Annotated in this window: 10 protein-coding genes; 3 read left to right on the forward strand and 7 right to left on the reverse strand. The window is 61.7% G+C overall.

The window, feature by feature from the left end:
• Positions 1–41 precede the first annotated feature (41 nt).
• Positions 42–932 (forward strand): YicC/YloC family endoribonuclease, encoded by an 891-nt coding sequence (locus QM780_RS05310; protein WP_415069444.1) that lies wholly within the window; start codon positions 42–44, stop codon positions 930–932.
• A 1-nt stretch (position 933) separates the two neighbouring features.
• Positions 934–1,605 carry a guanylate kinase gene (gmk, locus tag QM780_RS05315; RefSeq protein WP_415069445.1) on the forward strand — a complete coding sequence of 224 codons (672 nt, stop codon included), beginning with the start codon at positions 934–936 and terminating at the stop codon, positions 1,603–1,605.
• Here gmk and rsmA read toward each other — a convergent pair.
• The 6 genes from rsmA to lptF form a co-directional block, all read right to left on the reverse strand.
• The gene (gene rsmA / locus QM780_RS05320; protein WP_415069446.1) at positions 1,602–2,468 is read right to left on the reverse strand and encodes a 16S rRNA (adenine(1518)-N(6)/adenine(1519)-N(6))-dimethyltransferase RsmA; all 867 of its coding nucleotides are present in this window, start codon (positions 2,466–2,468) and stop codon (positions 1,602–1,604) included. The genes gmk and rsmA overlap by 4 nt on opposite strands.
• A complete protein-coding gene (gene pdxA / locus QM780_RS05325) occupies positions 2,465–3,517 on the reverse strand; it encodes a 4-hydroxythreonine-4-phosphate dehydrogenase PdxA (RefSeq protein WP_415069447.1) in 1,053 nt (350 codons plus the stop codon). Before pdxA ends, rsmA begins: the two co-directional genes overlap by 4 nt.
• A complete protein-coding gene (locus QM780_RS05330; protein WP_415069448.1) occupies positions 3,501–4,850 on the reverse strand; it encodes a peptidylprolyl isomerase in 1,350 nt (449 codons plus the stop codon). The genes pdxA and QM780_RS05330 overlap by 17 nt, the downstream gene beginning before the upstream one ends.
• 143 nt (positions 4,851–4,993) lie before the next feature.
• The gene (locus QM780_RS05335) at positions 4,994–7,552 is read right to left on the reverse strand and encodes an LPS-assembly protein LptD (RefSeq protein ID WP_415071972.1); all 2,559 of its coding nucleotides are present in this window, start codon (positions 7,550–7,552) and stop codon (positions 4,994–4,996) included.
• Positions 7,553–7,555: 3 nt separating this feature from the next.
• A complete protein-coding gene (gene lptG, locus QM780_RS05340; RefSeq protein WP_415069449.1) occupies positions 7,556–8,650 on the reverse strand; it encodes an LPS export ABC transporter permease LptG in 1,095 nt (364 codons plus the stop codon).
• Entirely contained in the window at positions 8,647–9,834 is a 1,188-nt protein-coding gene (lptF, locus tag QM780_RS05345; protein ID WP_415069450.1) for an LPS export ABC transporter permease LptF, read from the reverse strand. The genes lptG and lptF overlap by 4 nt, the downstream gene beginning before the upstream one ends.
• Positions 9,835–10,213: 379 nt before the next feature.
• Between lptF and QM780_RS05350 the strand changes: the two genes are divergently transcribed.
• Positions 10,214–11,743 (forward strand): leucyl aminopeptidase, encoded by a 1,530-nt coding sequence (locus QM780_RS05350; RefSeq protein ID WP_415069451.1) that lies wholly within the window; start codon positions 10,214–10,216, stop codon positions 11,741–11,743.
• 151 nt (positions 11,744–11,894) lie between these two features.
• On the opposite strand, the gene QM780_RS05355 is transcribed toward QM780_RS05350, so the two are convergent.
• Positions 11,895–12,275, reverse strand: coding sequence for a hypothetical protein (locus QM780_RS05355; RefSeq protein ID WP_415069452.1), 381 nt, complete (start codon positions 12,273–12,275; stop codon positions 11,895–11,897).
• Positions 12,276–12,287 lie beyond the last annotated feature (12 nt).

The following is a 12,287-nucleotide window of genomic DNA, read 5'->3' on the forward strand; positions in this document are numbered from 1 at the left end:
TGCGCGCCGCATAACAGACCCTGCCGGCGAGACCTCTCCAAATGACCATTTCCAGTATGACGGGATTTGCGCGTGTCGACGGCGCTGCCGACGGTCTGGCGTGGATTTGGGAAGCGCGCAGCGTCAACGGCCGCGGCCTCGATGTCCGGCTGCGCCTGCCGACCGGCTACGAGGCCCTTGAGGTTGCGGCGCGGGAGGCGGTGAGCAAACGGCTGACGCGCGGCAACGTTTCGATCTCGCTCAATCTGGAGAAACAGCAGGGAAGCGGTTGCGTCCGTTTGAACGAGGCGGTGCTGGCCGACGTGCTCAAGGCTGCCGATCGCGTGATCGAATTGTCCGGCGCGGCAAAACCCGATGCGGCGCAGATCCTGATGATCAAGGGCGTTCTGGAAACCTCCGATCAGATGGCCGAAACGAGCGAGGCGCGGGCCTCGAGGGAAAAGACGATCCTGAAGAGCCTCGAAACCGCGCTCGACAAACTCGGCGAGGCGCGCCGGGCCGAAGGCAACCGGCTGCACGACATCATCGGCGATCAGCTCTCCGAGATCGAGCGGCTGGCGGGCGAGGTGAAAGCATCGCCATCGCGTTCGCCCGAAGCCATCGTTGCCCGTATGAAAGATGCGATCGCGCGGCTTTTTGATACAACTGCTCCGCTCGATACCGAGAGACTGCATCAGGAGGCTATGCTGCTCGCGACGCGCGCCGACGTGGAGGAGGAGCTGCAAAGGCTTTCCGCGCATGTTTCCGGTGCGCGCGACATCCTTGCCGAGCCGGGCGCCGTCGGTCGCAAGCTCGATTTCCTGGCGCAGGAATTCAATCGCGAGGCGAACACGCTGTGCTCGAAGGCCAATGCCGTCGACATTTCCCGGCTCGGGCTGCAGCTCAAAACGGTCATCGACCAATTCCGCGAACAAGTGCAAAACGTCGAATAACATGAGCAAGAACGCGGACGAGCAACACAAGCACGGCGCTGGGCCCGCCATCGCGCGCCGAGGGCTGCTTTACATCGTCTCGTCGCCTTCGGGCGCCGGCAAGACGACACTCGCCCGCCGTGTGCTGGCAGCGGACCCGAACATTACAATGTCGGTGTCGGTGACGACGCGGGCGCCGAGGCCGGGCGAACAACAGAGCGTCGATTATCATTTCGTCGACCGCACCCGGTTCGAGCAGATGAGAGACGGCGACGAATTGCTCGAATGGGCGAAGGTGTTCGACAATTTCTACGGAACTCCACGCGCGCCGGTCGAAGCCGCGATCAGCAGCGGCAAGGACGTGCTGTTCGATATCGATTGGCAAGGCGCACAGCAGCTATCGCAGAAAATGCCGGGCGACGTCGTCCGTGTTTTCGTCCTGCCGCCGTCGGGGGATGTGCTGGAAGACAGGTTGAAGACGCGGGCGCAGGATCCGCCTGAGATCGTGGCGAAGCGGATGGCGGCGGCATCGTCCGAGATCAGCCACTGGCCCGAGTACGATTATGTGATCGTCAACACGGATGTCGAAACAAGCGTCGCTTCCGCGCTTGCTATTTTGACCGCGGAGCGATTGAAGCGGGCGCGCTTGCTCGGGCTTTCGGATTTCGTCCGCAAGCTGCAGTCGGCGCTCTAGGCAGCGTCGCTTTCGTCGAGCACGAGCGCCAGGCGAGCGAAGTCCGTAACCGACAGATCTTCAGCGCGTCGCTCGGGTGCGATGTCGGCGCGCTTCAGCAGAAGCTCGGGAAAAGGCGTCAGCTGCTTCAGGCTCGAGCGCAGCATCTTGCGGCGCTGGCCAAAAGCGGCGGCGGTGACGCGAGCCAGCGTCTTGACCCGGCACGGCGGCTGCGGTTGTGCGATGGGCCTGAAATCGACGATGGCCGATGACACCTTCGGTGGCGGCGTGAAGGCTTCGGGCGGCAGGTTCATCACGATTTTCGGGTCGGTGCGCCACTGTGCGAGGATCGAAAGCCGACCGTATGCCTTCGATTTCGGTTGCGCGACGATGCGCTCGGCGACCTCGCGCTGGAACATCAGCACCATGCGGTCGTACCATGGTGGCCAGGGGTCGGTTTCGAGCCAATTGACGAGCAGCAGCGACGCAACGCCGTAGGGGAGGTTCGCGACGATGGTGGCGGACGGCGCGTCGCCGAGAAGGGCGCGCCAATCGACGTCGAGCGCGTCGGCGGCGTGGACTTCAAGTCGTCCGGGATAGGCCGTGGAGATATCGGCAAGCGCCGGGAGGCAGCGATCATCGCGTTCGACGGCGATCACGCGCTTGGCCCCTTGCATCAGCAGGGCTCGTGTCAGTCCGCCGGGACCCGGTCCGATCTCTACAACCGTTCGATCGCTCAGATCGCCGGCGAGGCCTGCAATTTTTCGCGTCAGATTGAGGTCGAGCAGAAAATTCTGGCCGAGCGATTTCTTGGCGTTCAGTCCATAGCGCTCGATGACGTCGCGAAGCGGCGGAAGTCCGTCGGCACGATCCTTTCCGCTCATGTCGGTGCCGAAGCGCGCCGGCGTGCGCTCATCGAGGCGGCAAGATGCAAAGCGGATTTGAGGCTCGACGCAGACGCGATGCCTTTGCCGGCGATGGAAAAAGCGGTGCCATGGTCGGGCGAGGTGCGAACGAACGGGAGACCGAGGGTGACATTGACGCCGTCGTCGAATGCGAGCGTCTTGATCGGGATCAGCGCCTGGTCGTGATACATCGCGATCGCCGCGTCGTAGGTTTTTCGCGCGGCGTCGTGGAACATGGTGTCGGCCGCGAAGGGACCGGATGCATCGATGCCTTCGGCGCGTAGCTGCCTGATGGCGGGCTCGATGACGGAGCGATCTTCCGAACCCAAGGCTCCGTCCTCGCCGGCATGGGGATTGAGACCGGCGAACGCAAGACGCGGCGCCGCAATACCGAAATCGCGTTTCAAAGCGGCGTCGACGATGCGCGCGCATTTGACGATCTTGTCGGTAGTCAGCAGCGCGGGAACATCCTTCAGCGGCACATGGATCGTGACCGGAACGACGCGCAGCATCGGCGCGGCGATCATCATCACTGGTTCAGCCGCAGCGGACGGCCAGAATTTCTGAGCCAGTGCGCCGAGATATTCGGTGTGCCCGGGATGCTTGAATCCGGCATCGTAGAGAACCGATTTCGCGATTGGGTTGGTGACGACGGCGGACGCATGACCGGCGGCAACTTCGCCGACCGCTTCGGAGATCGAGAGAATGGTCGCGGCGCCGTTGGCGACGTCGGGCTTGCCGGCGACGGCGGGCTTTGCCAGGGCGACGGGAACGACGGGCAGTGCGCTTTCGAAAATAGATGCGGCTGCGGTGGCGTTGGCCACCGGCTGGATGACGGTCTCCGCGTCGAAACCCGCAGCGCGGGCAAGCCCGCGGATAAGGTCGATATCGGCGTAGAGCGCAAAGGCCGGGATCAGGTCTCTTTTGCGGTCCTGCCAGACGCGAAGAGCGAGTTCGGGGCCAATGCCTGCGGGATCGCCCATGGTCAGAGCGAGGGCGGCGCTCGGCTCCTTATTTGGAGCCGACATTGGTGCGGTACTCGATGTGGGCGTCTTCGCGCAGATCCTTGAGATAGCGCTTCGCCATCAGCTCGAATTCTTTCTGCTTGAGTTCGCCTTCGGCTTGATTGCGCTGAACTTCCGATGCCTTGACGGCATCGCGGCCGCAGACCACCCACAACTCGACGGCGCCGTCGTTCACGGTGGGAGGAAGCATCTCGCCGTCGGCGGCGTTGAGAAGCAGCGAACGTGTCGGCTCAGGGATGGCTGACGGGCGCTGCTTGCCGATGTTTTCGAAATGCGCGCCGCTGACGCCCATCGCTGCATCGGCGGTCGATTGGCAGCCGGTGAATTTCTGCCGGATCTTGTCGGCATCCTGGATGCGCGCCGCAACCGCGTGCTCCTGTTCAGCCTTGGCAGGCAGCGTGATGCGAACGCGCTGCAGCTGCAATTCGACGTCGTCGCTGCCGGTGATCGAGGACGTTGCGACGAGCTTATCGACATCCCTGTTCGAGACGTTGATCAGGGGCGCGAATTTCTTGCGGACCACTTCGTTCCAGGACAGCGTCGCACGGATGCGGTTCTTGATCGGATCCAAGCTTCCGCCGATCTGCTTCTGGAACTGTTCGATCGTCATCTTGTTGCGTTCGGCGATGCTCTTGACGATGACGTCGACCTGGGAATCTTCGATCGTCACGCTTTGGCGTTTCGCTTCCTGGGTCTTGAGCCGGTCATCGATCAATTCCTCGAGGGCCTGTTTCTTCATAGCAGGAAGAGTAGCGGCGCGCGCGCTTTCGAAGGCCTGACGCTGCAGGCTCATGCCGAAGTCTTTCTTGCGGCGTTCGAAGATGGCGATGATCTCGTCGCGAGATTTGCCTTGGTTCTCCTGCGCCGTCTGCTGCAGGATCTGCTTCAGGCGCTCCGAGGTTTTCGGGTTTTTGACGATGGCTTCGAAATTGGCTTTGGCCTGCGTCTGGACATTCGTGCCGCTGAGCATCATCGCGCGCTGATCGACTTCATAGCCGGTGATCGGCTCGTCGTTGACGAGGGCGACGATGGAGCGCTGTTCGGCGGTCGGCGCGCCGGCGATATCAGGTCCCGAGGCCGCCGCGGCCGATGACTTGGTTGCGAGCGACTTCTTGCGCCGCTGGTTCTTGCCCTTCCCGGTCGCGCCGTCGTCGGGGATGGTATCGCCGATGACGGGTTTGGTGGTGGCGGCCGAAGATGTCCCGTCACCTGTGACGGCGACGGTTCCACCTTGCGCGAATGCGGTGACCGACGACGCAAAACAGACAACCGCTGTCAGCGCGCCCAGCCCGGCGAGGCGGGAAATTGCGGGAATGATACTCCGTTTGGACGGCATGCGTTAACGACACCCATTGCTCCGATTCGGCGCAGGATCACGATACTGCGGCCAAGTCCGGGGAAACGGCCTTATCCACATGAAGAGTGGCCAAAATCCGGTTTTCAAGCCGTTTTCGACCAAGCCAGCGCCGTTGCACGCGATCAGTTGGTGCGCTGGTCGCCGCCGAGGTTGAAATCGGTCCCGGTCGAGGTTGCGAAGTCGCCGAGGTGCTTGAATTCGAGCCGCAGCATGACCGTCTGATCCGGTTCGATCAACTCGTCGGAGTAGTTCGACTGGATGTAGGACGCGGTGAGCGCGAAGCATTCGTCGACGTATTTGAGGTTAACGCTGTCGTAGCGGAAGTTGCCTTCCTCGAGGTTATAGCGGGAGGAACCGCCAATGCTCCAGCGATTGGTGAGCTGAAGGGTGGCAGCGGCCAGAAGTTCTTCTTCGCGCGACACGGTGGCGATGACGGTCGGGTCGTCGGGATCAGAGAACAGAGCGTCAGCGTCGTAGGAGTATCCGGCCTGGATCGACAGCGGTCCCCACGTGGTGATGACCGATGAATCGTTCCGCTTCAGCGCGAACGTCGACTCGTCGAAGCGGCTCTGCGAGATGATGCGGAAGTTGCTCAGCGGCGCGAGGTAGGCGCCGAGAACATAGTCGGAGCGATCGGTCTGAAGGCCGTTATACGGGTTGAAGACGAAGTTGCCGTCGGCGTTACGGCCTGGGTTCAGATAGATGTTATCGCCCGAGAGATGATAGCTCTCGCCGGCCAGGAAACGGGCGTAGCCACCGTCGTTCGACTGGAACGTATACTGCACGCCGGCGTTGACGCGGGTGCCGGTTTCGATGCGGTCATAGCCCGAGAACTTCGAAGTCGAGAACAGGTTGGTGTCGTCGAAGACAAGGCTCTGCGCGTCTTCGTCGGGCAGACGGCGCTGCGGGATCGTTTCCTGATGGGCCACGAACTGGCCGATCGGCTCGATGATGTGGGTGCCGGCGGCATTCGAGGCCGCCCACGGATAAGACACGGTCATGCCACCGTCGACGATACCGCGGGTGACTGTGTCGGAGAAGACTTGCGAGGATTCCACCGCTGTTCCGGCGGAATTCAAGACGACGCTTTGCGGGTTGGTGGCGTTGTCATACTGATAGACGTCGCCACGAATATCGGCGAACGGCGTGTAGCTGATGCCGATGGCGTCGGTCAGGCGACGGCGCCATTTGAGCTCGCTGACGATGCGATTGACGTTCTGATCGGCATCTTGTCCGGTTTGCGGATCGACCACCGATCCATCCGAGCGCGTGAAGCTCAGGATATTCGTGTTCCACCTGAGTTCGCCGCCGACCACGGGATCCTTGAAGACGTAGTTATAGTCGATGATCGGGTGCGTGTAGCTCTCGGTCTGCGGCGTGTCGTTGGTAAGCAGCCCGCCGAACTGGTAGAGCTTGGCGCTGAAATAGTTACGATCCGATTGGCCGGTCAAATAGATCTGGTTGACGCGGTCGGTGACGAGGATGCTGTCGAGCTTGTAGAAGCGGCGGAACTGATCGTCGCTTTCGACGATCGCATCCCAGCCGAACTGCCACCAGCTCGAGAGCGAGAACTTGCCGTGCGTCTCGACGCTGCCGCGCAGGCCGTCGAGGTCCTTGTTCGTCGTCGCGGAGCCGGGAAGGTCACGGTAGTCCTGGTCGATGCCGGCGAGGCGGACGTTGTATTCGCCGTTGGCAAGCCGATGGCGCCATTCGGCCTTCATCATCAGGCCCTGATCGCTGAAATAGATCGGCTCGATCGTCGCGTCGTAGTTCGGCGCGAGGTCGAAGAAGTACGGGATGCCGGTGATATAGCCGAGCGTCGATGAGTGGCCGTAATCAGGCGTCAGGAAGCCCGACCGACGCTTCACGGTTGGATCGGGGCTCTGGAAATACGGCAGGTAGAAGATCGGCTGGCCGTAGATTTCGAAATAGGCGTCCTGGTAGGTGAGGGTGGCTGCCGACTGGTCGTGGATGATGCGGGTCGCGCTGATGCACCAGAGCGGTGGCGTGCCGCCGTCGCTTTGGCATGGCGTGAAGCGGCCGTTATGGAACTCGGTGATGTTGCCTTCGCGCCGGGTCGCGCGATCGGCCGAGATGTGGGACTGATCTTTCGAGGTGATCGAGAGCGCCGACACGAATCCGTCGCGGAAGTCGTCGGTCAGCGTGTAGCGGTCGGCGTGGACGATATTGCCCTGCGGTTCCTTCAGGGTGACGTTGCCGATCGCCGTCAGCGTTCCAGCGCTTTGGTCGTAGACGACTTCGTCGGCAGTCAGGATGAAGTTGTTATAGAAAATCTCGACGTTGCCGCGTGAAATGACGCGGTCGCCGGACTTGTCATAGATCAGCTGATCACCCTGCAACCGCATCGGCTGGGCGCGATCGATATTGGTGTTGATCTTGCCGAAGATTGCACTGGGGGCGTTGGCCGCGCCGAAAGAGGACGTGGTTTTCTTTTTGCTGAGCGTGGTCGAGCCGGACGACGTGCTGCTGCTGATGGAGCCGCCGGGATCGGTGGTTTGAACGCCGTAGTTCTGGGCGTGGGCACGGGGGCTGGTGATGATCGTAAAGCTGAGCAAAATCAGGACGCACGAAAGCGCGCGAGCGATCCCGGCCACCTTCCGGTGGCGAGAACTCTCGCTTGACGACCCGCAACCCTCGTGCGGTGTCAGCGCCTGACGCATCACTCAGCCGTCCTCCTGGTGCAAAAGCACCGTGGTCGAGATGATCAGAATGAGCAGTACGGGAACCCACGCGGCGACCCACGCCGGCGCAAGCCCCGCGATCCCAATTTGTCTCGCAATTTCCGAGAACAAGAAGAAACTAACCCCACCGATCATCCCAGTCGTAACCATAGTCTGGATGCCCCCTGAGCGGAATGACCGCAATGACACAGTTGCCGCCAAAAGGACCATGGCGAGACAGAGCAGCGGGCGAACCAGCAGAGACTGATATTGAACGCGCAATCTTTCGGTTGAAAGCTTCGCTTTATCAGCGGCATCGATCAGTTCGGGTAGGTCCCAGAAGGACACCGAAAAAACGGTGCCGAGGGCCTCTTGGACTCGGTCGGGGGTGAGGTAAGTCGATACAAGGTAGGAATTGAACTTTTCGGGCTGCTGTCCGAGCCGAGAAACCCAGGCATCCTTGAGCTGCCAATAGCCGTCTTTCAGCTCGGCTTGGGCGGCGTCGATGCGCTCGGAGAAATGGCCGCCGCGATCATAAGCGAGGATCATTACGCCGGTGAGGGTGAGCCCCCGGTTGGACGCCGCCGCGGCTCCGAGCACCGACTCCCCGTCGACGCCGTTTTGCCTGATCCATGAACCTCCGCCCTGCGCTCGCAACAGATTGTTGTCGTTGCCGAACGCCTTGGCGAAGACCTGCTCGGATTTGGCACGGCCTCGGGCGGCCAGAGGGTTGTAGACCATAACGCCAAGCAACCCGACGGCGAGCCCGACCATCAGTCCAGGCGCAAGGAACTGCCAGACGGACATGCCGCCGGCGCGCATGACGGCCAGCTCGCTGCGGCGGTTCAGGTAGAGCAGGGCGCTGAGCGCACCGACCAGAACGGCGAAGGCGAGGAGGAATTCGACATAAGCTCCGAGACGCAGCAGGGCGATGAACACGAGAGTCGAGGCCGGGACGCTGCCGTACTTGCTTGATTGGCGAAGCAACTCGACGAAATCGATCATGAAGATCAGCATGGCGCAGACGGCAAGCGTCGAGACGATGGCAACCAGGAACAGCTTGGTGATGTAGCGCCAGAGCGTGAACGAGCTTCTCATGGCGCCACTTTCCGGCGCGGTAGCAGCCGGCCGATGCTCGCTGCGATGGCGGAGGGAAGCTCGGACAGCGTCTCGAGCAGACGCGAGGGCGGCCGCTGGCGATCGGCGCGCTTGATCATGAACAACGACAGCCCGATCGCGAAGATGGGAACGCCATAGAGCGCAAACAGCATTGTCGGGTTGCGCGCGACCGCGCTGTTCAGCGCCAAGCCCGCCATTCGACAGGCGGCGCCGAGCAGGAACGTCAGCACCAGGCTTTGCATACGGCTCGATCGCGTCGAGCGGGCCTGGCCGACGAAAGCGATGATCAGGAACGCGAAGGCGATCGGGTAAAGCGGGCTTACAAGTCGTTCGTTGATTTCCGCCCGGAACTGACCGGCGGAGCTTTTGTAGAGCTTACTGCTCGGACTCGGATTGACGAGCTCGCTCCAATAGCGTTCGCGCGGCTTCAACTCGCCGGAGCTGTCGCTCTGCGGCTCGAACCGGTCGAGATCGACGACGTATTTATCGAAGGCGATGATCTGCGGCGGTCCGTCGGCGTCGGAGCGGCGAATGATGTGGCCGGTCGTCATCAGCAGGTAGGCGGTGTCGTCCTGCTTCACGATGGTGCCGTGCTCGGCGAGATAGGTCTGCGACTGAGACTTGTCGCGCGTATCGTGCATGATGAGACCGAGAAGCTCACCGTCGGCGGAGCGGTCGCGGATGTGGAACATCAGGTCCTGCTCGGGGCTCGAGAAGCGGCCCGGCTGGATGACTTGCGTCAGCAGATCGCTGCGAACCTGTACCATGTAATCGCGCAGCAGGCGCATGCTCCATGGTTGCGCCAGGTGGCTTACGAACGCCAGGAACACACTGACGATCAGAGCCAGCAGAAGCAGGGGACGGGCGACCGTCCACACTGTCGAACCGGCGGCGGAAAGCACGATCAACTCGCTGTCCGTATTCAGGCGGTTGAGGGTCTGAAGGGCGCCGATCAGGAACGAAAAGGGTGCGATGATCGCCATCAGGTTGGGAACGGCGAGCGACGTCACGCGGACGAGCATCCAGGTATCCTGGCCTTGGCTCGTCACGACGTTGAACTGGCGGAGCGCCAACGCGATCCAAACGATACCGGTCAGGGAAATGAGAATCAGCAGGAACGCGGTCGTTGCCTGGCGAAACACATACCTCGAGAAAATTCGCATGTTTCGCGTCCCCGCTTCCGTTACCCGACGGAAGCTCCCCCGCCATCGCCGGCGACGCGATGACCGCTTTCGGCTCCCATAGCACAGTGGCAGAATTTCGGCTGTTCAGAATTGCCGGCTTTCCCGCTCGGCGGTGCAAAAAACATATTTGCCCGGCAGGGGGTTAGGCCGCCGGTTTGCATTAGGGCCGACGGGGCTCACAACGCCTCGCTTGCCACGGCATCGCGAACGACTAAGTTGTGCGCGGCCAAGCGATCCCGTCCGCCCTTCTTCACATGACCGGCGAGTCGCAAACGTGGACCTTTCGTCCGCGTGCCGGCAGCAGATCATCTCTCAATCCCCGCGCGGGATCCCGCCTTAACCTGGAGTCGACTAGAAAATGTCCGATCGCTTCGAAATTGCATTCGCGCCTCTCAACACCGAGCCCGAGACGGCGACTGTCGTCCTTGCGAGCGACGGCCTCGTGCTCGGCTCGAAGGGCCGCGAGTTCGATACCAAATCGGCGAGCGCGATCAGCAAGGCCGCGGCGGCCGCGGACTTCAAGGGCAAGTACAAGTCTTCGATCGAGATCCTTGCACCCGCAAAGCTCGGCATCGATCGCCTCATCGTCAGCGGGCTGGGAAAAGTCGGCTCTCTGACCGAGCAGCAGGCCGTCGACCTCGGAGGAGCGATCGTCGCCGCGATCCAGGCGCGCAAATCGAGCAGCGCAAGCGTGATCGTCGATGTCGAGGGGAGCGAAACCCTCTCGGCGAATGAGATCGCAGCGCTGATCGGTCAGGGCGCCATGCTCCGCCACTACAACTTCAAAAAGTATCACACGAAGAAATCGAGCGAGGACGGCAACGAGCAGGAGGGGCTGAAGAAGCTCGTCATTCAGGTTGCCAATCCGGACAAGGCGAAGGCCGCGTTCCAGCCGCTGAAAGCCGTCGCCAACGGCGTCAATCTCGCGCGTGATCTCGTCAACGAACCGGCCAACATCCTCGGACCGGTCGAACTCGCCGAAAAAACGAAAGCGCTCGAAAAGCTCGGTGTCGACGTCGAAATTCTCGATGTCAAAGACATGGAGAAGCTCGGCATGGGTTCGCTGCTGTCCGTCGGCCAGGGGAGCGTGCGGCCGTCGCGTCTGGCCGTGATGGTGTGGAACGGAGCCAAGGGATCGAAGAAGCAAAAGCCCGTGTGCTTCGTCGGCAAGGGCGTCGTGTTCGACACCGGCGGCATCTCGATCAAGCCCGCGGCCGGCATGGAAGACATGAAGGGCGACATGGGCGGCGCGGCCGCGGTCATCGGCACGATGCATGCGCTGGCCGAGCGCAAGGCGAACGTCAACGCCGTCGGCCTCATCGGTTGCGTCGAGAACATGCCTTCCGGTACGGCGACGCGTCCGGGCGACATTGTCAAGTCGATGTCGGGCCAGACGATCGAAGTGATCAACACGGATGCCGAGGGGCGCATGGTCCTGGCTGATGTGCTCTGGTACGCGCAGGATAAATTCAAGCCGAAGCTCGTCATCGATCTTGCGACGCTTACGGGCGCGATCATGGTGGCGCTCGGCAAGGAATACGCGGGGCTGTTCTCGAACGAAGACAAGCTCGCCGACGAGCTGCTGTCGGCTTCGCGTTCGACAGGCGAGAAGCTTTGGCGGATGCCGCTCGACAAAGCTTTCGACAAGGCGATGGATTCCAAGAACGCCGACATGAAGAACGCGGGCGGTCGCTGGGCCGGCGCGGCGACGGCTGCGGCGTTCCTGCAGCGCTTCGTGCAGAAAGATACGCCGTGGAGCCACATCGACTTGGCGGGAACGGCGATGGACGGCAACCGCAACGACACCAACCAGAGCTGGGGCGCTGGCTGGGGCGTCCGGCTGCTCAATGCGTTCGTCGCCGAGCATCACGAAAAGGGTGAGAAATAATTACAAAGGCCGAGCTGATCTGGTTCCCATGGGTTGGCTCGGCACTTTGTATCATTTTGAAACAACGTCAGTTCCTGACATTATTTTCCATAATACATATTATGCGAATTTAGGGGCGGCTTAGAGAGGTTTCGGGTTCGGCGGCCGGAACTCAGTTCGCAAGATGCGATGTCGGTCTATCCGTTGCCGACTTCCTGCCCGCGTTGCGATACCAGAATGGAAACGGCGCGCCCATGATCGTGATCAGGAAGCCAAGAATGGCATTGCGCAACGGATGAACCTCGAAGCTTTCGCTTTCGATCGAGACGTAGCCCGGCACGACCTCCCCTTCCGCGATCAAGCGCTGGGCGTCGGTCAGATCTTCCTCACTGACCAGGAAGGAAACGCCGCCATAAAAGATCGCGAGCTGCGGCGCCTGACACACGAGATCCTTGCCGAACGTCGCGTGGCGTATGCCGTAGGCCGTGAGCAGGCTTTCGATGACGATGGCTTCGGGAAGCATCAGCGTCGTATGCGCGACTTGCAGTGTCATGGTTCGTCTCGC

Source organism: Hyphomicrobium sp. (assembly GCF_047600905.1).
In the GTDB taxonomy this organism is placed as follows: Bacteria; Pseudomonadota; Alphaproteobacteria; order Rhizobiales; family Hyphomicrobiaceae; genus Hyphomicrobium_B.

Excerpts from the sequence above, each read along its gene's own strand:
- QM780_RS05350 (WP_415069451.1), top strand. The coding sequence starts at position 10,214 with ATGTCCGATCGCTTCGAAATTGCATTCGCGCCTCTCAACACCGAGCCC.
- QM780_RS05310 (WP_415069444.1), top strand. The coding sequence starts at position 42 with ATGACCATTTCCAGTATGACGGGATTTGCGCGTGTCGACGGCGCTGCC.
- QM780_RS05335 (WP_415071972.1), bottom strand. The coding sequence starts at position 7,552 with ATGCGTCAGGCGCTGACACCGCACGAGGGTTGCGGGTCGTCAAGCGAG.
- QM780_RS05355 (WP_415069452.1), bottom strand. The coding sequence starts at position 12,275 with ATGACACTGCAAGTCGCGCATACGACGCTGATGCTTCCCGAAGCCATC.
- lptF (WP_415069450.1), bottom strand. The coding sequence starts at position 9,834 with ATGCGAATTTTCTCGAGGTATGTGTTTCGCCAGGCAACGACCGCGTTC.
- rsmA (WP_415069446.1), bottom strand. The coding sequence starts at position 2,468 with ATGAGCGGAAAGGATCGTGCCGACGGACTTCCGCCGCTTCGCGACGTC.
- pdxA (WP_415069447.1), bottom strand. The coding sequence starts at position 3,517 with ATGTCGGCTCCAAATAAGGAGCCGAGCGCCGCCCTCGCTCTGACCATG.
- lptG (WP_415069449.1), bottom strand. The coding sequence starts at position 8,650 with ATGAGAAGCTCGTTCACGCTCTGGCGCTACATCACCAAGCTGTTCCTG.
- gmk (WP_415069445.1), top strand. The coding sequence starts at position 934 with ATGAGCAAGAACGCGGACGAGCAACACAAGCACGGCGCTGGGCCCGCC.
- QM780_RS05330 (WP_415069448.1), bottom strand. The coding sequence starts at position 4,850 with ATGCCGTCCAAACGGAGTATCATTCCCGCAATTTCCCGCCTCGCCGGG.